Below are 25,012 nucleotides of genomic sequence, written 5' to 3' on the forward strand. Positions count from 1 at the left end.
GATTTTTATGAAACGTAAAGACCAGATTGCCGTGACTGTTATCGCCGTGTGCGCCGTGGGTGTGCTGGTGTACCTGCTGGCGCCGGGTGTATTTGGCAACAAGCGCCAGACCACCAACGACGCCTTTGTGGCCGCCGACTACACCCTGGTGGCGCCACGGGTTGCCGGGTTTATCAAAGAGGTGTTGGTGGAAGACAACCAACAGGTCAAGGCCGGGCAGTTGCTGGCGTTGATCGATGACCGCGACTTGCGCGCCGCCGCCCAGGCCGCCGATGCCGAGACCCTGATGGCCCAGGCTCAACTGAAAAACGCGGTGGCCACCCTTGAGCGGCAAAGCTCGGTGATCGCCCAGGCCCAGGCCACCGTGGCCGCCGATCGCGCCGAAGTGGCCTTTGCCGAACACGAATTGAACCGCTACAACCATCTTGCCGGTGTCGGTGCTGGCACTGTGCAGAATGCCCAGCAAGCCAAGACCCGTATCGACCAGGCCACCGCGCGCCTGGCCAATGCCACGGCGGTATTGGCCGCCGAACGCAAGCAGGTGGAAATCCTCAGCGCCCAGCGCGATGCGGCTGAAGGCGGCTTGAAGCGGGCCCAGGCCGCGCTGGAAATGGCCAGTTATCAGCTGTCGTACACACGCATTGTCGCGCCGGTGGACGGCATGGTCGGCGAGCGTGCGGTACGGGTCGGGGCCTTTGTCACACCCGGCAGCAAGATCCTTGCCGTGGTGCCGCTGGCCGACGCGTATGTGGTGGCCAATTTCCAGGAAAACCAACTGTCCCACATGCATGCCGGCCAAGCGGTTGAAGTGCGGGTCGACAGCCTCGACGGTGAAGTGCTCCAGGGTCACCTGGAAAGCCTGGCGCCGGCCACGGGCGTGACCTTCGCCTCGGTCAAGCCGGACAACGCCACCGGCAACTTCACCAAGGTGGTGCAGCGCATTCCGGTGAAAATCCTCCTGGAGCCAGGGCAGGCGCATATCCATCGCCTGCGGGTCGGGATGTCGGTGGAGGCCAGCGTCAACACCCATCCCAGTGCGCAGCAACGTGAGGTGGCGCAGCAATGAGAAAACTCGCACTGCTTACCCTCAGCCTGGTCAGTCTGGGTGCGTGTACCGTAGGCCCTGATTTCCAGCGGCCCGATGTCCGGTCGACGGCGCACTGGGCCGAGCCCCAGGGACGCCAGGCCGCCAGCCGTGCGGTCAGCGATCCGTTGGAAGAGCAGTGGTGGGACGTGTTCCACGACCCGCAACTGTCGGCCCTGGTGCGCCGGGCACTGAGCGACAACCTCGACTTGAAACTGGCCAGCAGCCGCCTGCAACAGAGCCGCGCAGTGCGCCAGGTGACGAGCGCCGGACGCTATCCAGAGGTCAGCGCCGATGGCAACTACGGGCGCAAACGCAATAGCGCCAATGGCCTGAGCGACCCTTCGGGCAACAACGGCCGTTCGGCCTTCAACCTGTGGGATGCAGGCTTTGCGGCCTCCTGGGAACTGGACTTCTGGGGCCGGGTAAGACGCGAAACCGAAGCTGCCAACGCCACCCTGCAAGTGGCCGAAAACGACCGCCGCGCGGTGCTGCTGTCGGTGCTGGCCGAGACTGCCCAGGACTACATTCAACTGCGCGGCGTGCAAAGCACCCGTGCGGTCACCGAGCAAAACCTCGACGTGGCGCGCCGTAGCCTGAAACTCTCGCAGCTGCGTTTGGCCGACGGTGTGGCTACCCACCTGGATGTCGCTGAAGCCGCTGCGCAAGTCGCCGCCATCGAAGCGCGCCTGCCGGATTTGCAGCAGCGCCAGGACCAGTTGATCAACGCCCTGAGCCTGTTGATGGGCCAGGCTCCGCAAGCCTTGCATGCGCAACTGTCACCGGACGGCGCAGTGCCCCAGACCCAGCGCCAGGTGGCGATTGGCCTGCCGTCGCAACTGGCAGAGCGCCGCCCCGACATCCGCCAGGCCGAGGCGCGCCTGCATGCGGCGACCGCCAGCATTGGTGTGGCCAAGGGCGACTTCTACCCACGGATCACCCTGTCGGGCAGCCTCGGTTCCCAGGCCATGCAGTTATCGGATCTGGGCTCCTGGGGTTCGCGCACGTTCGCTTTCGGCCCGTCGTTGAGCCTGCCGCTGTTCAACGGTGGCCGCTTGCAGGGCATGCTCGACCTGCGCGAAGCCCAGCAGCAGGAAGCGGCCCTGGCCTACCAGCAGACCGTGCTGCGTGCCTGGCATGAAATCGACGACCAGTTGACCCGCTACAACGCCAGCCAACTGCGCCGCGACAGCCTCGCCGAAGCGGTGCGCCAGAACCAGATCGCCCTGGACACCGCCCAGCACCAGTACGTCGAAGGGGTGGTGGATTTCGTCAACGTGCTCACGGTGCAGAGCGCCTTGCTGGCGACCCAGGAGCAATGGGTGGAAAGCTCCACCGGCGTGTCCCTGGCCATGGTCGGCCTGTACAAGGCGCTGGGCGGAGGTTGGGAGTCGGTGTACCCGTTGCAGACCGCCGGGCGGTAACTGATAAAGTTTTTTGCCAGTCGCGATACAAGCTGTAATGATAATTGCTCTCAATAGTGTATCCGGGCGATTCATGGACACCGCGACTGACGGCCAGCAACAGCTTCATCTCCTGTACCGCGACCATCATGGCTGGCTACAAGGCTGGCTGCGCAAGCGTTTGGGCGACCGCGAGCACGCCGCCGATGTGGCGCAGGACACGTTCCTGCGCCTGTTGGTGTCTGGGCGTTTTCCCGGGGCCAGGGAAAGTCGCAGCTACCTGACGCAGATTGCGCGCAACCTGGTGATCGACCAATGGCGCCGCCTGCGCATCGAGCGCGCCTATCTGGAAAGCATCGCCCACTTGCCGGAGCCAGAGTCGCCGTCACTGGAGACCCGCGCACTGATCCTCGAAACCCTGATGCAGATCGACGCCATGCTCGACCGCATGCCCGAGAACGTGCGCCGCGCGTTCCTGTTGTCGCAGTTCGAAGGCCTGACCTACGCGCAGATCGCCGAACGCCTGGGGGTGACGATCAGCTCGGTGCAGAAGTACATGACCCGCGCGATCATTGCCTGCTACCAGGTGGCCTACGAAGAATGAGAGCCCGCCATGACGCGCCGATTGCCCAGGCGGTGGTCGAGCAGGCCAGTGAGTGGTTGATGCTGCAATGGGGCGGCGAATTCGATGGGGCCCAGCGCCAGGCCTTTGCCCATTGGCAGGCCGCCGACCCGGAGCATCGTCGCGCCTGGCAGCGTTTGCAGCAGTTGCAGCAGACCTTGGGCGGTGTGCCCGCCGACAGCGCCCGTGCGGTGTTGCGCGACGCGCCAGACCCCCAGCGCCGGGCCGCGCTGAAACTGCTTGGGTTGCTGCTGGTGGCCGGTGGCAGTGGCTACCTGGTGCAGGGCAGCCAGCCCTGGCAGGCGGCCTTTGCCGAGCATCGCACCGCCACTGGCGAGATTCGCCACCTGACCTTGAGCGACGGCACCCACCTGGACCTCAACAGCGACAGCGCCATCGACCTGCGCTTCAGTGCCACTGAGCGGCGCATCCGCCTGATTCGTGGCGAGCTCCTGCTGACCAGCGGCCACGACCCGTCCCGCCCGTTGATCGTCGAAACCGCAGCGGGCGATATCCAGGCCCTGGGCACCCGGTTTGCCGTGCGCGAGTTGGACGATGGTAGCCGCGTCGATCTGTATGAAGGGCGTGTGCAGGTGCGCCCGGTGCAGGGTGTGCCGGTGCTGATGAATGCGGGGGACAGCCTGTGGTTCAGCGCAACGCAGACCTCGGCGGTGACCGCGCTGGATGCCAACGCCAGCAGTTGGACCCACAATCGCCTGATCGCCGAGCGCCAGCCGTTGGGGCAGTTTGTCGCGGAACTGAGCCGCTATCGGCCAGGGGTTTTGCGTTGCGATGAATCGGTAGCGGGCCTGTTGCTGACCGGCGTGTTTCCCCTGAATGACACTGACGCGATCCTTGCGGCGCTGGAGCGCTCGCTACCGGTGCAGGTACAGGCGGTGACCCGTTACTGGGTCACCCTCAAACCCAGGGCCTGATTCCCACAGGGTTTTGTTTCTGGGTTGAGGGCCAAGGATAAATTTTTGATTTTCTTTTGTCGGTTTTCCATCCCCGTCCGGGATACCTCTTGAAAGCCAATCAAGAAGCGTTCTCACGGGGAGTCCTGCAATGCCGCACCACCCAATCCAACCTCTGGCCCGCGCCTTGCGCCGTGGCCTGTTTATCAGTGTGCTGGCGACTGTGCCGGTCGTCCCGAGCCTGGTTCAGGCCCAGGAGAGCGCGGGTGAAGCCTTGCGCCAATACAACATTCCTGCCGGCAGCCTGGACCAGGCGTTGAACCGTTTCGCCAGCGCATCGGGGATTTTGCTCTCGGTGGATGCGGCGCTGACTTCAGGCAAACGCAGCCCTGGCTTGCAGGGTCGCTATGCCACTGGGCCTGGGTTGGAGCAGTTGTTGGCGGGCAGCGGCCTGGTGGCGATGCAGTCCGGTGGTGGCTGGTCGGTGCAGGCCATTTCGGGGGACGGCTCGGTGCAATTGGGCGCGACTCGGATCAGCGCCCAGCAGGCCCAGGAAAGCGCCTGGGGCCCGGTCGACGGCATCGTCGCCACGCGGAGCGCCACGGGCAGCAAGACCGATGCGGCACTGGTGGAAATCCCCCAGACCATCAACGTCATCACCGCCGCCGAAATCAAGGCGCGGGGTGCGCAAAGCGTGACCCAGGCGTTGCTCTACACCCCAGGCATGAGCGCCGGTGGTTTTTCCGACCGAGTGAAGCTGTTCGATGAGCCGACCTCCCGTGGCTTCTCGCCGACGCCCCTGTACCTTGACGGCCTGCACTTGCCGTACGGCGGTGGCAGTACCGGCGGCGCGTTGCAGATCGAGCCCTATTCCCTGGAGCGCATCGAAGTGCTCAAGGGCCCGGCATCGGTGCTGTACGGGCACAACCAGCCGGGCGGCATCGTCAATATGGTCAGCAAGCGCCCCAGCGAGACCCCGGTGCGCCAGGTGGTGCTTGAAGCCGGCACCTACGAGCACAAGAGCGCGGCCATCGACCTCAGTGGCCCGCTGGATGACCAAGGCCAATTCTTCTATCGCCTCACTGGACGACTCAAGGACGAACAGGGCGAGATCGACTACTTCGAAAACAAGCGGCAATTCATCGCGCCCAGCCTGACCTGGCGACCCAATGACGACACCAGCCTGACCCTGTTCGCCCAATATCAGAAAGACAAGGGTGTGCCCGAAGCCCAGGGGCTGCCGGCCTCCGGGACGATCTGGAAAAATCCGAACGGCAAGATCGACCGTGATCTGTTTATCGGTGAACCGGGCGTCAACAAATACAACCGCGAACAGGTCGCCTTCGGCTACGAGTTGTCCCATCGTTTGAACGACACCTGGACCCTCAAGCAAAACGCGCGCTATGCCGAAGTGGACGACCGCTACGTGGCGCCGTTGCACGGCTATCGGTTTGTCGCCAACCCGGCCACCGGCGCCATGGATCAACGCTACCTGCAGCGCTTCGGTGTGGATTGGAAGCAGAACAACAAAGTCATCGGCGTGGATAACATCGCCCAGGCCGAGTTCAACACTGGCGAGTTCTCCCACACGCTGATCGTGGGCCTGGATTACTACCACTCCAACTCCAGGTTCCTCGGCCTCTATGACCGCAACCCACCGATCATCGATCTGTTCACGCCGGTCTACGGCCAGCCGCTGAATTTTGGCCAGCCGTACCGCTGGGACAACACCATCACCCAGACCGGCCTGTATGTGCAGGACCAGATCAAGTGGGACAAGTGGGCGCTGGTGCTGGGCGGGCGTTATGACTGGGCCAACGTGGTCAACAAGGTGCCGCTGAGTGGCGACCGCACCAGCAGCAAGGACCAGGCATTCACCGGTCGCGCAGGCCTGGTATACCTGTTCGATAACGGGCTGGCGCCGTTTATCAGCTACTCGGAATCCTTCCTGCCGCTGTCCGGCACCGATGCCAACCAGAAGCCCTTTGACCCGTCCACCGGCAACCAGTACGAAGTCGGCGTGAAGTACCAGCCGCCGGGCCAGGAAAGTTTTGTGCAGGTCTCGGTCTACCAACTGGACCAGGAAAATATCCTGACGGCCATTCCGCTGACCAACTTCAGCAGCCAGAGCGGGGCCATGCGTTCGCGCGGCGTCGAGTTCGAAGCCAAGGCGGTGTTGAACGATGCCTGGGATGTGGTCGCTTCGGCGGCGCGCAACGACATCAAGTACACCAAGGACAACGAGGGGCGCGAAGGCCGCCACCCGGCGGGCATCTCGCCGCTGACAGCGGCGTTGTGGGTCAACTACACCGTCGTTGGCGACAGCCCGCTGGCCGGTCTCGGCGCAGGTATCGGCGCGCGTTACTCGCGCAAAAGTCTTGGCGACTACTACGCCGGCGCGTTCAGTGTGCCGTCCTACACCGTCTACGATGCCAGCCTGAGCTACGACCTGGGCGCCTCGCCCCTGAAGCTCAAAGGCGTCAAGTTGGCGATGAATGTGCAGAACCTCGACAACAAAACCTACGTCTCACAGTGCACCAGCGACCTGGATTGCTACTACGGCGAAGGGCGCACGGTGGTGTCGAGCCTGACGTACGACTGGTAAGGCTCTCAAGGAGAGTCTGCTGTGGCGGCCGGGCAAGCTCGGCCTCTACATCGCAGGCGTACTGCAGGCGGCCACTGCACCTCTAGTCGGATTACGCGCCATTCGCTGTCCTGCCGGTTGACGGTGTTGGCGAGTTTCTCCCAAGATAACTCATTGCAAACTTAATCTGGTGAGACCGCCCCATGAGCGCTCAACTTTCCCCCATTGTGTCCGAGTTCGAAACTGAAGATCAGGCGGCCAGTTACGACCGCTGGTTTCGTGAGAAAGTCTTGGAGGCAATGAACAGCGACAAGCCCCGCTTGCCTCATGACGAAGCAATGGCCAAGGTTCAGTCTGCTCTAGACGAGCGTAGGAAGTCCCGTGCAAGTAGTGCGCTGGACTGAAGAAGCTACCACCGACCTGGTGGAAATCATCGACTACATAGATCAGCGCAATCCTCTTGCAGCCGAGGTGTTGTATAGCACCATTTTGAGGGCAGTCGAAGGCCTGCCATCGGCCCCTTATTTGTTCAGGCCAGGTAGGGTTCCTGGATCTCGTGAGTGTGTGGTGCATCCCAATTACCTGGTGGTTTACCAGATAGTGACCGATAGCATCGACGTACTTCGCGTGCTTCACGCCCGCCGTGAGTATCCCTGATCCACCGATCGTCTTTAATGACCGCGCTTAGGTTCATGGATTCTGCAAAAACACCACATACCCGCCAAACCACTCACTCTCCTTCAAATACTCCGGCTCCTGCCAATCCCCGCCCTGGATCAAGCCGATCTTGAACGGTAGCCCCAGCCGGTTCATCCGTGGCAGGTACGCCGCGTAATCCGGGATGCTGTGGCGCCCCTGGTAGGTCTGCACCACCACTTCATCCACCACCCCTTTGAGCTGGGCGATGGCGGCCGGGTCGGCGTTGCTGCTCCAGTCCATCAGGCCGGTGATGCTCAGGCGCAAATCCTTTGGCAGGCGCTGGCGCAAATCCTTGAGGAAGTCGGCGTATTCGTGCAGGTATTGGGTGCGGGCGTCGAAGTCGATCTGGATACCCACCACCGGGTTGCCCGCGGTTTTCCAGCGCTGCACCTGCCCCAGCAACTTTGTGTAGACCGGCTCTGGCCAACGCAGGGTGTGGGCGCGGTAGACCACCCACACCTGGCCCTGGCGGATGCGCGGCACGCTCATGCCCTGGGCGATGAACTGCACGCCACGTTCGGGGTGGCGGCGGGTCGAGTTGATCTGGCCCTGGAGGATGTACAGGGTCCTGGCCTGCTTGAGCACCGGCTGTGGTACGACGCCGCTCCACAGCCAGAAAGCGTCATAGTCGTAGGCGTCGACGGTGGCGAAGGCCGGGCTCGCCAACAGCAGCAAGCCTAGCCACAGGTGTTTCACCAGTAGTACTGCAGCGACTTGCCCCACTGCGTGTCGGCAAACCCGCTTTTCAACTGGCGGAACCAGCCCTTGCGCACCGCCTTGTCCACGTCCTCACCACCGCAGCTGTTATAGCCCGAAGGCGCGTAACAGTTGATCGCCCGGAACAGCGCATAGGCCTTGTCGTCACGCGGCGCCTTGGGGTTGGCGATCACCTGTTGATAACCATCGAGCCGCGAGAAGGTTTCACCTTTGAAACCCGATGCAGTGCTGCCCAGGCTGCCGGCTGAGCGCGCCTCTTCCAGGGGCATGCCGTCCAGGCCGTTGCGCAGGATGAACTCACCCAGGCAGTTGAGGCCGTGTGGGTTTTTCGCGTCGTTTTGCAAGGTGCTGGCGGTTTGCGCGATGGTCGGGCACGCATAGCCCGAGGCTGCTTTGTCGCCGCTCCAGCGGAACAAGGTCAGCGCCTGGCCGCCGTCGTACACGTAGCCCAGGCTGGTGCCGATTTTATCTGCGGCAGGCGAGGCCGGCAGTTGCTGCAAATCCTCGGCAAAAGTCGCGAACTGGCCGCGCAACAGGTCTTTGTAAAGCAATACAAATTGCGCGGTACGGCGCTCCAGCGGGTCGCTGGCCTGGCTGATCTGCTGGCGCAACAACTCTGGGCCGGCCACGCTGCGCAGCAGGATATAGCGCACTTGCGGGGTCTGGATCGGCGAGTCGGCGGTGAACACCTTGGCCAATTGGCCGCTGCGCTCGTAGTTCATCGCCAGGGCCAGTTCCAGTTGCTCGCGCTGCAAGGGCAGCTTGGCGTGCGGTAGCAGTTGCAGCCAAAGGGTGGCAGCGCCTTGCCAGTCTTGCTTGGCTTCCAGGGCCAGGCCGCGCAGGGTTTGCTGGCTGAATGCCAAGTAATCCAGGCTCGCGGGTAGCGCTGGCGGCAGATGTTTCAACGCCGCGTCTGGCTGGTGCTCGACATACAGGGCAAACGCCGCCTGCAGGTAGTCGTACAGCGCAGGCTCATTGGCAAACGCGGCCTTTTGCCCGTCGAGGATGGCGCGGGTCAGCTTGGGCGGGTTGTTGGCGCGCATCCACATCAGGTCGTTGATCGCCAGCAGCAACGGGTTGCGGATGGTCTCGGCGTAGCTGGCCAGCAGCTTGTTGTCGGTTTCTTCCACCAGTTCATCGATAGACCCATTGCGCTCGGCATCGCTGGCCTCGGTCAGTTGCCAGGCGTAGTCGTCGGCCAGCCTGGTCGCATCGCCCGCCAGCCAGTGGACCCGACGCAGCAGACCGCGAGCGGAGGCTGCATAGTCGCCCTGTGGATAAGTTTTCAGGTAGCTGAGGAAGCTATGCTCGGCTTCGCCCAGGGCCGACTTATCCACAGCCTCGCGCTGGGGCATGCCGTATTCGTCGAAGGCGTTTTCCTGGGCATGGTTGAGCGACGCGCGGGCGATCATGTACACCGCCGTTTCTTTCAGCCAGGGCAGCGTTGTGACGGTGACCGCGGCAAACCCGCGCTCGGCATATACAAAGCGCCCGCTGTAAAAGTCGGAGGCGGCGAGCAGGTAGGTGGTCAGTTCACGTCCCTGGGTCGATGCAATCAACTGTGGCTCCAGCAGCACTTCGCCCTGCCAGTCGCAGGTGCCAAGCAACTTCAAGCGTGCATTGGCCAGCAGCACCCGTTCATTTGCCGGCACGTCGGCCTTGATCACTTGGCGTACAAAGTCGGTGGCACTCTGCACATTGTTGCTGCGACAGCGGCTGCCTTCGCCCCACAGGAACTGGTCGCCCGCTGGCGCCGTCGTGGTATCGCGCTGGATACCCAGCGAGGCCAGCAATTGCGTCAACTCGGCGCCTTGTTCCTCGGCCGATTCTGCGGCAGCTGGGGCAGGGACTAGGCGATACACCGGGAACGGCACCGGGCCGAATCCCTGGGCCAGGTCATCTGCGCCCAGCGCATTGGGCGTCAGCGGCGCATTCTTTTTGGCCGCGAGCAATAGACGCAAATTGGTCCGACTGTCATTGCCGGGGCTCAGGAAGGGCACGTTGCTGCACGCGGTCAGCGAGTCCTGGGACACGCGCCAGTCGGGGTAGCACGAGTCGTCGCCACTGGCCTGGGCCTGTAGGGATACGCCGGCACACAGTGCCAGGGTCAGGGATGACAGAAGACCGATGCGCATGAATTGTCCTTATTCCGGGAGTCCGCGAATGCCGCTGGGCGAAAGGTGCAGATAATAGCGTGAACATTGCAAAATGTTGCACAGAAGGCCGTCAATCTGTGGGTTTTATCGGTCTAGACTGTAGTCAATCACCTAGTCTCGGAGTTGTTATGGAATCGCCTGTCCACACCCTGCCGTCGTTGTTCAAACAGCTCGGGCTGCCCGATGACGCCACCAGCATTGAGCGTTTTGTTGCCGTGCATTCACCGCTCAAGCCGGAATTGAAGCTCGAAGATGCGTTTTTCTGGACGCCCAGCCAACAGGCGTTTTTGCGTGAAGAAATTCTGGAAGATGCGGATTGGGCTGAAGTGGTGGATGAGTTGAATCTGCTGTTGCGCCGCAGTCGTTTGTAGGAGCGAGCTTGCTCGCGAAAAACCTGAGAGCGCCGTGGGAATTCAGGCTTCCCGCGTTATCGTTGACGTTTTTCGCGAGCAAGCTCGCTCCTACAGGGGGGCCTCCTATCTACAAAATTGTTTCAAAAGTTGACGAGATTCCATTCCTCGACCATATTGATAGTTAGCAAACTAACTGTATGCGAACTATCCCGTGTCCCAATCCCTCGAACACCTTCACATGAGCCTCAGCAGCAGCATGGTGGCTGGCGCCCGTCACTGGCGCAAAATCTGCCAGAGCACCCTGGTGAGCTACGGTATTTCCGAAGCCTGTGCGGTGCCTTTACTGATGATCGGCCGTCTCGGCGACGGTGTGCATCAAGTCAAGGTGGCCCAGGCGTCGGGGATGGAAAGCCCATCCCTGGTGCGCTTGCTCGACCAACTGTGCAACAGTGGTTATGTGTGCCGCACCGAAGATATCCACGACCGCCGCGCCAAGGCCTTGAGCCTCACCGAGCGCGGTCGTGAGCTGGTGCAAGCGGTGGAAGCACAACTGGTGCGCCTGCGCCGTGAAGTGCTGGCCGATATTGCGCCTACCGATATGGAAGCCGCGCTACGTGTGCTGCGCGCCTTTGAGGCGGCGACACTTTGAACGGATTTTTCAGCGGCTTCCCGCCCGCCCGCGACTGGTTCTACGGTGTGCGTACCTTCGCCGCCTCGATGATCGCGTTGTACATCGCCATGCTCATGCAAATGCCGCGTCCGTATTGGGCGATGGCCACGGTGTATATCGTCTCCAGCCCGTTTGTCGGCCCCACCAGTTCCAAGGCGTTGTACCGCGCCATCGGCACCTTGATGGGCGCGGCGGCAGCGGTGTTTTTTGTGCCGATGTTTGTGCAGTCGCCCTACATTCTGGTGGTGGTGATCGCATTGTGGACGGGCACTTTGCTGTTCCTCTCCATGCACCTGCGCACGGCCAATAACTACGCCTTGATGCTGGCCGGCTACACCCTGCCGCTGATCGCCCTGCCGGTGGTGGATAACCCCCTGGCGGTGTGGGATGTGGCCGAGGCGCGGACCGAAGAAATCTTCCTCGGTATCGCGGTGGCCGCCGTGGTGGGCGCGATGTTCTGGCCGCGCCGCCTTATGCCGGTGTTCGATGGTTCGGTGGCCCAGTGGTTTGCCGATGCCCAGGTCTACAGCCAGCGCTTTCTGATGCGCAATGTGCAGCCTGAAGAAGTCAGCAACCTGCGCGGCGCTATGGTCGCCACCTTCAACACCCTCGAATTGATGATCGGCCAGTTGCCCCACGAAGGCGCACGGCCGCAGACAGTGCGTAACACCAAGGAACTGCGTGGGCGCATGATCCACCTGCTGCCGGTGGTGGATGCACTGGATGATGCGTTGTACGCCATCGAACACCGTGCCCCGCAGTTTCTCGATCGTCTCACACCGATACTCCAAGCCACCCAGCAATGGCTGGAAGACACCCGACAAGGCGCACCGCTGGAAAGCTGGCGCGCCTTGCGCGACCAGTTAGACGCCCTGCAACCCCAAGGCGAAGCGCTGGACGATCGCCACACCCTGCTGTTTTCCAACGCGCTGTACCGCCTTGGTGAGTGGATCGACTTGTGGCAAGACTGCCGCAGCCTGCAAGCCGCCATTGAGTGCGAAAGCCAGGACACCTGGCGCGCCGTCTACCGTCACTGGCGCCTGGGCCGGCTCACGCCATTCCTCGACCGTGGCCTGATGTTTTACTCGGCATTCTCCACCGTCACCGCGATCATCGTCGCCTCGGTGCTGTGGATTCTGCTGGGCTGGACCGACGGCGGCAGTGCGGTGATTCTGGCGGCGGTGGCGTGCAGCTTCTTCGCCTCGATGGACGACCCGGCGCCGCAGATTTATCGGTTCTTTTTCTGGACGGCGATGTCGGTGCTGTTCGCCAGTCTCTACCTGTTTCTGGTGCTGCCCAACCTGCACGATTTCCCGATGCTGGTGCTGGCGTTCGCCGTACCGTTTATCTGCATCGGCACCCTCACCGTGCAGCCGCGCTTTTACCTGGGCATGTTGCTGACGCTGGTGAACACCTCGTCATTCATCAGTATCCAGGGGGCCTATGACGCGGACTTCCTCAACTTCGCCAACGTCAACCTGGCCGGTCCCGTGGGCCTGCTGTTTGCCTTTGTGTGGACGCTGATCGCCCGGCCCTTTGGCGCCGAACTGGCGGCCAAGCGCCTGACCCGCTTCAGTTGGCGCGATATTGTCGGCCTCACCGAACCTGCGACCCTGGCCGAGCACCGGCACATGGCCGTGCAAATGCTCGACCGCCTGATGCAGCACCTGCCGCGCCTGGCCCTCACCGGCCAGGACACCGGTATTGCCCTGCGTGATTTGCGGGTGGCACTGAACCTGCTCGACCTGCTGGCCTACTCGCCGCGCATCCTTGGCGTGCCACGGGTGTTGCTCAACCAAGTGGTCGAAGGCGTCGGGGTTTACTTCAAGGCCTGTCTTAAAGCCGGTGAGCGCTTGCCCGCGCCCAGCGGCCTGCTGATGACCCTCGATCGCACCCGCCGCGCGCTCAACGGCCAGGGCCTGCAAGGCGAGGACGATACCCGCCTGCACCTGTTGCACGCCTTGGCCGGCCTGCGCCTGGCGCTGTTGCCTGGGGTTGAATTCATTGGCGGCGCCGAGATGCAAGCGCCGCTGCCTGATGGAGCGCCTCTATGATCGGTGACCTGGACATCAGCGGAGTGTTCCTGCCCACGCTGCTGGTGCTGATGGGCATTACGTATGGCTTTTACCTGGTGGTGCACGGGTTGTTGACCCGTGCCCACTTCTATCGCCTGGTCTGGCACCGGGCATTATTCAATGTGGCTCTCTACGCGCTGTTGCTGGGCGCTGTGGACTCACTCAGTCGATACCTGATGACATGAAAAAACCTTTTTTGACGATTGGCCGTGTGGTCCTGACGCTGTTGGTAGTGACCTTTGCCTGCGTCGTGGTCTGGCGCATGGTGATGTACTACATGTTTGCCCCCTGGACCCGCGACGGGCATATCCGTGCCGATATCGTGCAGATCGCCCCGGACGTGTCCGGGCTGATCCAGCAAGTGGACGTGCGCGACAACCAGTTGGTGACCCGTGGCCAAGTGTTGTTTGCCGTCGACCAGGACCGCTTCAAGCTCGCCTTGCGCCAGGCCCAGGCCGCTGTGGCCGACCGCCAGGAAACCCTGGCCCAGGCCCAACGCGAAGCCAAGCGCAACCGTGGCCTGGGCAACCTGGTAGCCAGCGAGCAACTGGAAGAAAGCCAGTCCCGCGTGGCCCGCGCCCAGTCGGCCCTGGCCGAAGCGCAGGTGACGGTGGACAGCGCCCAGCTCAACCTTGACCGCTCGGTGATCCGCAGCCCGGTGGATGGCTACGTCAACGACCGCGCCCCCCGGGCCCAGGAATTTGTCACCGCCGGGCGCCCGGTGCTGTCGGTGGTGGACAGTAATTCCTTCCATATCGACGGCTATTTTGAAGAGACCAAGCTGGACGGCATTCATGTCGGCCAGAGCGTGGATATCCGCGTGGTCGGTGATAACGCGCGCTTGCGCGGCCATGTGCAGAGCATCGTCGCCGGGATCGAAGACCGCGACCGCACCAGCGGCGCCAACCTGCTGCCCAACGTCAACCCGGCATTCAGTTGGGTGCGCCTGGCCCAGCGGATCCCGGTGCGCATTGCCTTTGACGATGTGCCGGCAGACTTCCGCATGATTGCCGGGCGCACCGCCACCGTGTCGATCATCGCGGACCAGCCCAAGCCCGGAGACCAGCCATGAAGCGACTGCTGGCGACCGCTGGGCTGGGGTTGTTGCTGTCTGCCTGCCAGGTGGTCGGCCCGGACTATCACCTGCCGGACGAAGCCGCCGTGAACCGTGGCGACCTGCAAGGCCAACTGGCCGGGCAGGGCAGCAATGTAGTCTCGGCCCCGGTGCCCGCCGACTGGTGGAAGTTGTACCAGGACCCGCGCCTGGATGAGCTGGTGCGTCAGGCCATGGCCTCCAACACCGACTTGCGCGTGGCGGCGGCCAACCTGCAACGGGCGCGTTTCCAGGTACAGGAAGCGCAATCGGCGGGCGGTTGGAGCGGTGGCGTCAAGCTCGGCGCCCAACGCTTGCAGGAGTCCGGCGAAGCCTTCCTGCAGGCGGATAAGGTGCCGGTGGCCAATGTCGCAGATATCGGCATCACCACTTCTTATCAGTTCGACCTGTTCGGCACCTTGCAGCGCGGCATCGAAGGCGCCCAGGCCAATGCCGACGCGACCCAGGCCGCCGTCGATACCGCGCGCATCACCCTGGTGGCGGACGTGGTGCGCTCCTACACCCAGGTCTGCGCAGCCAACGAAGAGCTGGAAATTGCCCGCCATTCCCTCGACCTGCAAGCCCAAGGCACGCGCCTGACCCAGCGCCTGCGTGACGCTGGGCGCGGTGATGAAACCCAAGTCACCCGTTCGCAAACCCAGTTCAAGTCGCTGCGTGCCGAACTGCCGCGCTTTGAGGCCGCGCGCCAGGCCGGGTTGTTCCGCCTGTCGATGCTGCTGGCCAAGCCCGTGGACCAACTGCCCGCCGGCACCCGTGAGTGCGCCGAGCTGCCGCATATTGCCCAATTGCTGCCGGTGGGCGATGGTGCGGCGCTGCTCAAGCGTCGGCCGGATGTACGCCAGGCCGAGCGCCGGCTGGCGGCCTCGACGGCGGGCATCGGCGTCGCCACCGGCGAGCTGTACCCGGACATCAGCATCGGTGCCTCCATCGGCACCGTCGGCATTATCGACAACCTTGGCAAACCGGCCACCAACCGTTGGGGCTTCGGCCCGCTGTTGAGCTGGACGGTGCCGTCCAACGGCTCGCGCGCGCGCATCCATGAAGCCGAGGCCGCGACCCAGGGCGCCTTGGCGCATTTTGACGGGGTGGTGCTCAACGCTATCCGCGAGACCCAGACCGGCCTGGCGCAATACACCGCGCAACTGCAGCGCCGCGATGCCCTGGCCGAGGCCGAGCAGTCGGCGCAACAGGCCGCCGACCAGACGCACCGCTTCTTCCTGGCCGGGCGTGAGTCGTTCCTCGCCGACTTGCAAGCCACCCGCACCTACACCGACATGCGCGCCCAACTGGCGCAGGCCAACACCCAAGTGGCAATGAGCCAGATCGACTTGTTCCTGGCCCTGGGCGGTGGCTGGGAAAGCGGACGAACGCACGGTGCAGAACCCGGCAAACCCTGAGGCGATTGCTATGCTTTGATCAGACGGGCTTTCGTGATGGCCCGCTGATCACTGCCTGCGTTGTTCATGGGGATTCCAATAATGAAAAACCCTTATGCTCCCGCTTTCTGGTGCGTGCTTTTCGCCCTGGTGTTGTTATCGGCGACGTACTTCTATGGCGTCATGCTGGCCCATCAACTCGACAAGGCCATGGTGTTCCTCGACAGCGCCTGTGCGCTGATCGCCGCGTTATCCGTTGGCGTGGTGGCGTGGGCGTCCTACCAGAGCCAGCGCACCCAGAAAAAACTCCTCGACCAAGGCAAGACACGGGTGGCGATCTGGGATACCAAGGTCGCCCTGCGCCGGGTCGAGACCGTGTTCGACCGCTATTTCTGGGGCAGCTACTGGCAACCTGGGCGCACGTTCCAGGAAGTCATGGGCGAGCTGACCGGCACACCGCTGGAAAAAAGCCTCGAAGCCTTGAAAAAACAATGCGTGGTACTCGACCGGCAAGTGGCCGAAGGGCGGCATTGGCTGAACAACGCCCGGGAGCTGTCCGACGTCGCCACCGCCATGGCTCGCGAGCGTTACCAGTTGGATTTCTACGATCCCAAGGCCGACACGCCAGGCAATGCGGTGATCCATCGCGAGTTTGAAGTGCTGGTGTACACCTGGACCGCACGCCTTAAAAGCTTCGACCACCAACTCGATGAGATCGAGACCGAATACCTAGAGCGCCCGTAGCCGGGTGGTCGGCCAGTCAAGGGCATTGCGCCATGCCCCCCTGCCAGTGCTAACCTTGCCCGGTTTCCGGCGGGCTTGAGCCGACACTCCACTTCGGAGGTCAGGGAAGACAGCCCACATCGCACAGGATTGGATCAGGTCACTTCATGAATAAATCAGCCGTTGTACTCTTGGGTTTTGTTGCCGCCGTCGGCGTGGTCAGTGCCGGTGGTGCCTGGTACACCGGCAGCCAGTTGGAAGGGGTGTTGAAAACCTCGATCGAAGACGCGAACAAGGAAATGGAACGCTCCCTGGCCGGCGTCGATGGCCGCATGACCCTGGAGATGGTCTCCCTGGATCGTGGCTGGTTCAGCAGCACCGGCCACTTCCGCCTCAAGGCGCAAGGCGCGGTGTTCGGTGAGCAGTTCAAAGACAGTGAGTTGCTGTTTGTCGACAATATCGAACACGGCCCGCTGCCGTTTTCGCGCCTGATGAGCCTCAAGTTGTGGCCGGTGCTGGCTTCCAGCCATCTGGCCCTTGAGAAAAACCCGACCACCGAAAAATGGTTCGCTGCCACCAAAGACGTGTCGCCTATCAAAGGTGTGGCCAACATCGGCTTCAACCGTTCGGTGAACGGCACGCTGGAACTGCTGCCCCTGGAGTTCAAGGACGCCACCAACAGCGTCAACTTCTCCGGCATGAAGCTCGACTTCTTCAACACTGCCAAAGGCGAAGAGATCAAGGTTGACGGCTATATGGACGCCTTCAAGATCTCCCTGGTCGACCCCAAAGGTGCACCGTTCCAGGCCGAGCTCAATGGCCTGACGCTGGCGAGCAACCTGTCCAAGACCAACTTCGGGTTCTACATCGGCAAGAACACCGTCGGGCTGAGCAACAGCAAGTTCACTTTTGGCCCGCAGCAAGCTGTGCTTAACATCAAGGGCTTCGAGCAGAAAGACAGCAGCGACACCCAAGACAACAACATGCAGGGTCGCGTTGATTACAAAATCGCCGAGATCACTTACCAGGGCAAACCCGTGGGTTCGGCAGCCATGGCGATCAGCATGAAAAACATCGACGTGCCGGCGGCGATGGTGTTGACCAAGCTGTATCAGGACAAGATGCAACCGGTGCAGGCCGCTCAGGCGGCTGGGCAGCCGATCCCCGAGCTGCAACTGAGCGAAGCCGAGCAAGCGCTGGCCCAGGCCAACGTTGAACAACTGTTGGCCGCCAAGCCACAAGTGGCCCTGGAAAACCTGTCCCTCAAGACCGCCAATGGCGAAAGCCGCTTCAACCTGGTGGTGGACATGACCAAACCGTCCACCATGGAACTGCCACCTGTTGAGCTGGGCAAGCAGATCATCACGCTGCTCGATGCCAACCTGACCCTGTCCAAGCCGATGATTGGCGATGTTGCCGCCCTGCAAGCGCAGATCGATGGCGTGACCGACCCGAAAGCCATTGAGCAGCAGTCCCAGATGGCCAGCGAGATGCTCAGCGGCATGGCCGTTGGCACACAACTGGCGACCCTGGAAGGCAACGACATCCTGGCCAAGCTGCACTACGCCAACAATGAAGTGACCTTCAATGGCCAGAAAATGACCGTCGAGCAGTTCATCGGCGGCGTACTGGGCAAACTGGGGGCGGTCAGCGGCGCGCAGTAAGCCTCTGTAGGCCGGCACCGACCCAAAATGTGGGAGCGGGCTTGCTCGCGAATGCGGTGGGTCAGTCATGGATATGTTGACTGATACACCGCATTCGCGAGCAAGCCCGCTCCCACATCTGATCTCCATTGGCTTGTAGGGCGATTCTGAACAATTGTCCTGATTTGCCCTATTCCATACCCTTCTCAGGGATATTGCGCACAGGAAAGCTTGACCGGGTCATCAGACACCGGCGGCCTGATGCGTGTTGTACAGGCGAACCTATCGCTACAGCTTTCCAAGTAAGGAAGCTGACGACATGCTGCGTAACCTCTCACCCACCGGCCCTGGCCGATTGCGTCTACTGATCGGTGCTGCCTTGTTGCTGCCGACCCTGGCCGTGGCCGATCCTGCCTATGATTCGCTGATTCGCCAGGCCCGTACCGGCAACTACACCCCGGCACTCAACCTGCTGCGCCAATTGCCTGCCGAACGCCAGACCTCCGGCCAGGTCAGCGACCACCTGCTGATCGCCAGTTGGGCGCGCCAGGATGACGAAGTACTCAAGGTCTATGAGACTCAGGGGCGCCAGCGCCAACTGACCACCCAAGCGTTGACCGCCGTGGCCCGCACCTACCGCGATCAACAGCGTTGGGCGCCTGCCGAGGCCGTGTATCGCCAGGCGTTGCTGCGTGAACCGAACAACCCGGACCTGCAACTGGGCCTGGCCCTGACCCTGGCCGATAGTGGCAAAGCCGCCGAAGCCGTACAGCGTGCCCGCACCTTGGTAGCGGCCAAGCCCGAGGATGTGGAACGGCGCATGGCGCTGGGCTACGCGTTGTCCCGGGCCGGGCAGACCTTCGACTCATTGTTCGAATTCGACCAAGCCTTTATCCGCGCCGGCAACCGGCCTGACGTGGTGCGCGAATACCTGATCGCCCTGCAACGTGCACGTATGCCGGAGCCGGCCTTGCGCCTGAGTGCGCGTCACCCCGGCCTGCTGGACCCGGTGACCCAGCGCCGCCTGGAAGGTGACCTGGCGGCCGAACGTGTGCGCCTGGCTGAATTCCCGACGCGCAGTGAAAGCGAACGTTTTGTGATCGCCGACCGCGCCCTCAAGGATTACGACCGACTGATCGCCACCTGGACCCCGGATGCCAGTGCCCATGACGATGTGGTGCGCTGGCGCATCGACCGGATGGGCGCGCTCAAGGCCCGTGCACGTACTGCCGAGGTGATCCACGACTACGAAGCCTTGCAAGCTCAAGGCGTGCAACTGCCCGGCTACGCCCTGCGCTGGGTGGCCGCCGCCTACCTCGATCAACGCTTGCCGGAAAAGGCTGCGCCGCTGTTTCGCCAAGCGGTGGCAGCGCCAGACGCCGACCCCAGCAACCAAGTGGTAGACAGCACCGCGCTGTACTACTCCCTGCTGGAAAACGACCAGACCGGCGAAGCCCGGGCCGTCGCAAACGACCTGGCGAGCACGCAAAAGCCTCGGGTTGAACTCAAGGGGCTGCCCCTCGGCAACCCCAACGACGCGTGGCTGGCCGCCCAGCAACTGGCGGCCCAGGCCGCGACCTACGGCGCTGATCTGCCCACCAGTGAAAAAAGCCTGGAGAACCTGGTGCGCACCTCGCCCGGCAATGTCGGCATGCGTGTGGCCCAGGCGGACATGTTCCGCGCCCGCGCCTGGCCGCGGCGTGCCGAAATTGCCCTCAAGGATGCGGAAAACCAGAACCCCCGCCATATCGACCTGGAAGTCTCCCAAGGCTACAACGCGCTGGAGCTGCAGGAGTGGCGCCAGCTTGATGTGCTCGCCGATGACGTGGTCGACCGCGCCCCGGAAAATCGCCAGGTCCAACGCCTCCAGCGCCTGCGCAAGGTGCATGAAATGGCTGAACTGCGCATCGAAGCCGAGACCGGTAAAAGTCATGGCGGCGGGGCGGTGTCGGGTAGCCGCGACTGGGGCATCGAAACCCTGCTCTACAGCCCGCCCATCGATGAAGACTGGCGGATATTCGGCGGTATCGGCTACGCCACCGCCGACTTTGAAGAAGGCACTGGCCACCACCGCTGGCAGCGCCTGGGTGTGGAGCGGCGCACCCGTGATATGACCCTGGAGGCCGAAGTCTCCAATCACTCCTACGGCAAAGGCACCAAGCAGGGCGCACGCCTGGCGATTGCGCGTGACATCAACGACCACTGGCAGTACGGGGGCAGTCTTGACTACCTGGCCGCCAGCACACCGTTGCGTGCGCTCAATGCCAACGTCACGGCCAATGGCGGCAGCGGGTTTATCCGTTGGCGCGCCAACGAGAGCCGTGAGTGGAGACTGGCGCTGAGCCCGTCCCACTTCAGCGACGGCAACGACCGTGTCGAGGCGCTGCTCAGCGGCCGTGAGGGCGTCTACCGCTCGCCGGGCGTGCAAGTGGACCTTGGCCTGGAAGTCGCCGCCAGCCGCAACAGCAAGGAAGAAGCCGCGTATTTCAACCCGCGTTCAGACTTCAGCGTGCTCCCCACGGTGAGCGTCAACCATGTGCTCTATCACCGCTACGAAACCCAGTGGAGTCAGCAGTTCCAGGCCGGTGCGGGCACCTACAGCCAGCGCGATTACTCAACCGGCGCCATTGGTTTGCTCAGTTACGGCCAGCGTTATCGCTGGAACGACGTACTGGAAACCGGCGCCAACCTGAGCTGGATCAACCGACCTTATGACGGTCAGCGCGAAAGCGATGTGCGCCTGCTCGTCGACCTCACTTACCGTTTCTAGAAGAGTCCGATCATGACCCTTGTTTCCCGTTGCCTGCTGGCCCTGGGTTTTTTGCTGAGCAGTGCCTGTGCCCAGTCCCCCGCGCCTTTTACGCCACCTGCTGAACGACTCAAACCGGTCAACGAAGCGCCGTGGCCGAAAAACCATTTCCTGGGCATTGCCTACCACGATGTCAACGACCGTGATCCCGACCAGAGAGTGGTGGCGGTGCGTACCGAACGCTTGATCGAACAGTTGTCCTGGCTGCGCGAGAACGGCTACCAGGCGGTCAGCGTCGATCAGGTCCTTGCCGCCCGCGCCGGCGGGCCACAGTTGCCGCCCAAAGCCGTCATGCTCAGCTTTGACGACGGCTATTCGAGCTTCTACACCCGCGTGATGCCGATCCTGCGTGCCTACCAGTGGCCTGCGGTGCTGGCGCCGGTGGGCAGTTGGGTCGACACGCCGTTGAACCAACCGGTGGATTTTGCCGGTGTGCCGCGTGAGCGCGGGGAGTTTTTGACCTGGCAACAAGTGCGCGAAGTGGCGCAATCGGGCCTGGTGGAAATCGCCGCGCATACCGACGCCCTTCACAAAGGTGTGCTGGCCAATCCCCAGGGCAACATGGAGCCGGCCGCCGCCACTCGGCGCTATGACCCGGTCACCCGCAGCTATGAGCCCGAAGCGCAGTTCCAGGCGCGGATGCGCGCCGACGTCGCGGCGATTTCCAATAAGATCCGCGCCGTTACCGGCAAGGCCCCGCGTGTGTGGGTCTGGCCATACGGGGCGGCGGACGGCACCTCCCTGGCGGTGGTGGGCGAGCAGGGTTACCAGATGGCCCTGACCCTGGAGGACGGCCTCGACAACCTCGGCAACTTGATGAGCAGCCCGCGCTTTCTAGTGGACAACGACCCGTACGGCGAGGACTTCGCCAACAGCATGGTCTCGGCGCAGGTCAAAGCGCCGATGCGCGTGCTGCATGTGGACCTGGATCAGGTCTACGACCCGGACAAGGCGCAAGAAGTGCGCAACCTCGACGCATTGGTCCAGCGCGTGCTGGACATGGGCGTCGACACCGTGTTCCTCCAGGCGTTCGCCGATCCCAAGGGCGATGGCCTGGCGCGTTCGCTGTACTTCCCCAACCGCCATTTGCCGATGCGTGCCGACCTGTTCAACCGTGTCAGTTGGCAGTTGCACACCCGTGGCGGCCTGGTCAAAGTCTACGCATGGATGCCCGTGCTCAGCTTTGCCCTGGACCCCAAGCTGCCCCGCGTCAGCCGTTGGGACCCGGCCACCGGCAAGGTGGCCGTCGACCCGAAGCAGTACCAGCGGCTGTCGCCGTTCGATCCCAAGGTGCGCAAAATCATCGGTGAGATCTACGAAGACCTCGCCCGTACCAGCGCTATCCACGGCGTGTTGTTCCACGACGACGCCGTGCTTTCGGACTTTGAAGACGCCAGCCCCCAAGCCCTGAAAACCTACGCAGCCAATGGCCTGCCGGGCAGCATCCAGGCACTGCGCGCCGACCCTGAGGTGATGCAGCGCTGGACCCGTTTCAAGAGCCGCTACCTGATCGACTTCACCCATGAGTTGACCGCCAAGGTCCGCACCCTGCGCGGCCCGGAAGTGCTCACCGCGCGCAACATCTTCGCCGAACCGATGCTCAACCCGGCCAGCGAAGCCTGGTTTGCGCAGAACCTCGACGACTTCCTCCAGCACTACGACTGGACCGCGCCGATGGCGATGCCATTGATGGAAGGCCAGTCGCTGAAAAACTCCAACGCGTGGCTGGAAAAACTCGTGGCCACGGTCAAGGCCCGGCCCGGTGCGATGCAGCGCACAGTCTTCGAATTGCAGGCCAAGGATTGGCGCACCCCGGCCGCACCGGATCTTTCCGGTGCGCAAATGGCCGAGTGGATGGGCGTGCTCAAGCGCCAGGGCGCCAGCAGTTTTGGCTACTACCCCGACAACTTCCTGGAGAATTCGCCGGATCTGAACACCGTGCGTCCGGCCCTTTCCAACAAATGGAATCCTTGACTCATGTTCGACAGAATCCTAGCTCTTCTCGTTTTGGCGTTGGTGTTGGGTGTGCCCCTGGGCCTGATCTTCCTGGTCACTGGGCAGTTCCTGATGGAATTCGTGTTTTTCTACCCGTTGTTCATGTCCGGGCTGTGGATCGCCGGCGGCCTGTACTTCTGGCTGCACTGGGAACGCCACTGGCCGTGGGCCGATGACACCCCGGCGCCGGTACTCAAGGGCGAGCCGCTGATCTCGATCCTGATCCCTTGCTACAACGAAGGTGACAACGCCGCCGAGACCATTGGCGCGGCCTTGGCCCAGCGCTATCGCAACCTGGAAGTGATTGCGATTAACGACGGTTCCAGCGACAACACTGCCCAGGTGCTCGATGCCCTGGCGCTGCATGAGCCGCGCTTGCGCGTGCTGCATCTGGCGCAAAACCAGGGCAAGGCCGTGGCCTTGCGCATGGGCGCCGTGGCGGCCCACAGCGAATACCTGGTGTGCATCGATGGCGACGCCTTGCTCGACCGCAACGCGGCGGCTTACCTGGTGGCGCCGATGCTCGACAACCCACGGCTTGGCGCGGTGACCGGCAACCCACGGATCCGCACGCGCTCGACCTTGATCGGCCGGGTGCAGGTGGGCGAGTTCTCTTCGATCATCGGCTTGATCAAGCGTACCCAGCGGGTGTTCGGGCGGATCTTCACCGTCTCCGGTGTGGTGGTGGCGTTTCGGCGGGCGGCCCTGGACCGGGTCGACTACTGGAGCACCGACATGATCACCGAAGACATCGACGTGAGTTGGAAGCTGCAACTGGACCACTGGAGCATCTTCTACGAGCCGCGTGCGCTGTGCTGGATTCTCATGCCGGAAACCCTCGGCGGCCTGTGGAAACAGCGCCTGCGCTGGGCCCAGGGCGGCGCCGAAGTGCTGTTCAAGAACATCCGTGGGATCTGGCAATGGCGCCACCGCTACCTGTGGCCGCTGCTGTTCGAATACTGCCTGTCCACGGGCTGGGCCTTCACCTTCCTGTTGTCGGTGATCTTCTGGGGCGTGGGCAAAGTCGTGCCGTTGCCCGAGGCGATTGCCGTCGGCTCGCTGATGCCACCGGCCTTCACCGGCTTGCTGCTGGCGGTGGTGTGCCTGGTGCAATTTGCCGTGAGCATCATGATCGACCGGCGCTACGAGCGCGGCCTGTGGAAAACCCTGTTCTGGACCGTCTGGTACCCGCTGGTGTTCTGGCTGGTGAGCCTGTTCACCACCCTGGTCAGCTTCCCCAAAGTCCTGTTCCGCCAACATCAGAAACGCGCGCGCTGGGTCAGCCCGGATCGCGGCATCAAGGCACCTGCCAAGGAAGTGAACCCATGAACCTGATCCGCACCCCACAGCGGCCTGTGATGCAGGCCATCGATATTTTCCTGACCCTGATGGCTTGGGCCGGCCTGGTGCTCCTGCTGGTGCGCGGGCTGGTGCCGATGCTCGATAGCAACGGCGGCCCACGTATCGATGCACCGATCTTCGCCGCGCTGAACACCTTGCAGATCTACCTGTGGATCGCCCTGTTCAATGCGGTGCTGCTGATCAGTTGGGCGCGCTACCAACAACGGCGCGGCAAGCAATTTGCCCAGCGCCGTACGGCGACCAAGGCGCTGAGTGACCACGGCTTGAGCGAGAGCTTCCGCCTGGCGGCTGGCGAGCTTGAACAACTGCGCCGACCGGGGGTGTTGGTGATTCATAACGATCAGGAGGGCGGGGTGCAGGCGGTGACGTCGCATGATTCCCGTGAGGTGCGGCGGCCAGAGTTGAAACTGGTGGTAGGGCAAGATAGCTAGGTGAAGTGGGGAAAACTATTTAGCTGTAGGGGGAGTCTGTAAATTTTTAGGAGGTTTCCTATTTGGTTCGTTCGGCGGCTCCATGATAATCACGGTGTTAACCCGACTTAAAGCGGTTTTTGCTTAACGTCTAATGAGTAATTGGTTGTTATTAATCAATTAATCGCCTATCCAGATGAGTACTTCGCTCAACTAAAAAGCTGGGTGCAGACAATCTGTTCGCCACTGATCACTGGCCTGCTCAATACATGGCTCACCGGTCAGGGGCAGGTGCTCGAATAG

The 25,012-nt window shown here is 62.7% G+C and carries 21 protein-coding genes and 1 pseudogene; 19 read left to right on the forward strand and 3 right to left on the reverse strand.

Annotated elements, in window-relative coordinates:
• Positions 1–7: 7 nt before the first annotated feature.
• The 7 genes from H097_RS00060 (at position 8) to H097_RS27345 (ending at position 7,264) form a co-directional block, all read left to right on the forward strand.
• A complete protein-coding gene (locus tag H097_RS00060) occupies positions 8–1,066 on the forward strand; it encodes an HlyD family secretion protein (protein ID WP_032856481.1) in 1,059 nt (352 codons plus the stop codon).
• Positions 1,063–2,508: an efflux transporter outer membrane subunit gene (locus H097_RS00065; RefSeq protein ID WP_032856482.1), complete on the forward strand. Its 1,446-nt coding sequence runs from the start codon at positions 1,063–1,065 to the stop codon at positions 2,506–2,508. Before H097_RS00060 ends, H097_RS00065 begins: the two co-directional genes overlap by 4 nt.
• 73 nt (positions 2,509–2,581) lie before the next feature.
• A complete protein-coding gene (locus H097_RS00070) occupies positions 2,582–3,091 on the forward strand; it encodes a sigma-70 family RNA polymerase sigma factor (protein ID WP_032856483.1) in 510 nt (169 codons plus the stop codon).
• Positions 3,088–4,044, forward strand: a complete 957-nt coding sequence (locus H097_RS00075; RefSeq protein ID WP_032856484.1) for a FecR domain-containing protein — start codon at positions 3,088–3,090, stop codon at positions 4,042–4,044. Before H097_RS00070 ends, H097_RS00075 begins: the two co-directional genes overlap by 4 nt.
• 130 nt (positions 4,045–4,174) lie before the next feature.
• Positions 4,175–6,628 carry a TonB-dependent siderophore receptor gene (locus H097_RS00080; RefSeq protein ID WP_032856485.1) on the forward strand — a complete coding sequence of 818 codons (2,454 nt, stop codon included), beginning with the start codon at positions 4,175–4,177 and terminating at the stop codon, positions 6,626–6,628.
• 182 nt (positions 6,629–6,810) lie between these two features.
• Complete coding sequence (locus H097_RS00085) at positions 6,811–7,011, forward strand: hypothetical protein (protein ID WP_032856486.1); 201 nt, start codon at positions 6,811–6,813, stop codon at positions 7,009–7,011.
• Positions 6,989–7,264, forward strand: coding sequence for a type II toxin-antitoxin system RelE/ParE family toxin (locus H097_RS27345; protein ID WP_082445496.1), 276 nt, complete (start codon positions 6,989–6,991; stop codon positions 7,262–7,264). Before H097_RS00085 ends, H097_RS27345 begins: the two co-directional genes overlap by 23 nt.
• Positions 7,265–7,297: 33 nt before the next feature.
• Here H097_RS27345 and H097_RS00090 read toward each other — a convergent pair whose 3' ends face one another.
• The gene (locus H097_RS00090) at positions 7,298–8,002 is read right to left on the reverse strand and encodes a DUF3142 domain-containing protein (RefSeq protein ID WP_032856487.1); all 705 of its coding nucleotides are present in this window, start codon (positions 8,000–8,002) and stop codon (positions 7,298–7,300) included.
• Positions 7,999–10,158: a hypothetical protein gene (locus tag H097_RS00095; RefSeq protein WP_032856488.1), complete on the reverse strand. Its 2,160-nt coding sequence runs from the start codon at positions 10,156–10,158 to the stop codon at positions 7,999–8,001. The genes H097_RS00090 and H097_RS00095 overlap by 4 nt, the downstream gene beginning before the upstream one ends.
• Positions 10,159–10,307: 149 nt before the next feature.
• Here H097_RS00095 and H097_RS00100 point away from each other — a divergent pair, with 149 nt between their 5' ends.
• A complete protein-coding gene (locus tag H097_RS00100; protein ID WP_032856489.1) occupies positions 10,308–10,550 on the forward strand; it encodes a DUF2789 domain-containing protein in 243 nt (80 codons plus the stop codon).
• Here H097_RS00100 and H097_RS28505 read toward each other — a convergent pair.
• Positions 10,546–10,659 (reverse strand): annotated as a pseudogene (locus H097_RS28505) (outer membrane lipoprotein carrier protein LolA); the annotation flags it as partial. The gene H097_RS00100 and the pseudogene H097_RS28505 sit on opposite strands and share 5 nt — an antisense overlap.
• A gap of 111 nt (positions 10,660–10,770) precedes the next feature.
• Between H097_RS28505 and H097_RS00105 the strand changes: the two are divergent.
• From H097_RS00105 to pgaD, 11 genes are all read left to right on the forward strand, one after another.
• On the forward strand, positions 10,771–11,181 hold the full coding sequence (locus H097_RS00105; protein ID WP_032856490.1) for a MarR family transcriptional regulator: 411 nt from the start codon (positions 10,771–10,773) through the stop codon (positions 11,179–11,181).
• On the forward strand, positions 11,178–13,256 hold the full coding sequence (locus H097_RS00110; RefSeq protein WP_032856491.1) for an FUSC family protein: 2,079 nt from the start codon (positions 11,178–11,180) through the stop codon (positions 13,254–13,256). The genes H097_RS00105 and H097_RS00110 overlap by 4 nt, the downstream gene beginning before the upstream one ends.
• Positions 13,253–13,462 (forward strand): DUF1656 domain-containing protein, encoded by a 210-nt coding sequence (locus H097_RS00115; protein ID WP_032856492.1) that lies wholly within the window; start codon positions 13,253–13,255, stop codon positions 13,460–13,462. The genes H097_RS00110 and H097_RS00115 overlap by 4 nt, the downstream gene beginning before the upstream one ends.
• A complete protein-coding gene (locus tag H097_RS00120; RefSeq protein ID WP_032856493.1) occupies positions 13,459–14,349 on the forward strand; it encodes an efflux RND transporter periplasmic adaptor subunit in 891 nt (296 codons plus the stop codon). Before H097_RS00115 ends, H097_RS00120 begins: the two co-directional genes overlap by 4 nt.
• Positions 14,346–15,788, forward strand: coding sequence for an efflux transporter outer membrane subunit (locus tag H097_RS00125; protein ID WP_032856494.1), 1,443 nt, complete (start codon positions 14,346–14,348; stop codon positions 15,786–15,788). Before H097_RS00120 ends, H097_RS00125 begins: the two co-directional genes overlap by 4 nt.
• An 81-nt stretch (positions 15,789–15,869) precedes the next feature.
• Entirely contained in the window at positions 15,870–16,511 is a 642-nt protein-coding gene (locus tag H097_RS00130; protein WP_032856495.1) for a hypothetical protein, read from the forward strand.
• A gap of 146 nt (positions 16,512–16,657) precedes the next feature.
• A complete protein-coding gene (locus tag H097_RS00135; RefSeq protein ID WP_032856496.1) occupies positions 16,658–18,154 on the forward strand; it encodes a YdgA family protein in 1,497 nt (498 codons plus the stop codon).
• A gap of 298 nt (positions 18,155–18,452) precedes the next feature.
• On the forward strand, positions 18,453–20,903 hold the full coding sequence (gene pgaA / locus H097_RS00140; RefSeq protein ID WP_032856497.1) for a poly-beta-1,6 N-acetyl-D-glucosamine export porin PgaA: 2,451 nt from the start codon (positions 18,453–18,455) through the stop codon (positions 20,901–20,903).
• Positions 20,904–20,915: 12 nt separating this feature from the next.
• On the forward strand, positions 20,916–22,916 hold the full coding sequence (pgaB, locus tag H097_RS00145; protein ID WP_032856498.1) for a poly-beta-1,6-N-acetyl-D-glucosamine N-deacetylase PgaB: 2,001 nt from the start codon (positions 20,916–20,918) through the stop codon (positions 22,914–22,916).
• A 3-nt stretch (positions 22,917–22,919) separates the two neighbouring features.
• Positions 22,920–24,266, forward strand: coding sequence for a poly-beta-1,6-N-acetyl-D-glucosamine synthase (pgaC, locus tag H097_RS00150; protein ID WP_029298825.1), 1,347 nt, complete (start codon positions 22,920–22,922; stop codon positions 24,264–24,266).
• On the forward strand, positions 24,263–24,730 hold the full coding sequence (gene pgaD, locus H097_RS00155) for a poly-beta-1,6-N-acetyl-D-glucosamine biosynthesis protein PgaD (protein ID WP_032856499.1): 468 nt from the start codon (positions 24,263–24,265) through the stop codon (positions 24,728–24,730). The genes pgaC and pgaD overlap by 4 nt, the downstream gene beginning before the upstream one ends.
• Positions 24,731–25,012 lie beyond the last annotated feature (282 nt).

Origin of the sequence: Pseudomonas sp. FH4 (genome assembly GCF_000510915.2) — a bacterium.
GTDB classification, from domain to species: domain Bacteria; phylum Pseudomonadota; class Gammaproteobacteria; order Pseudomonadales; family Pseudomonadaceae; genus Aquipseudomonas; species Aquipseudomonas brenneri.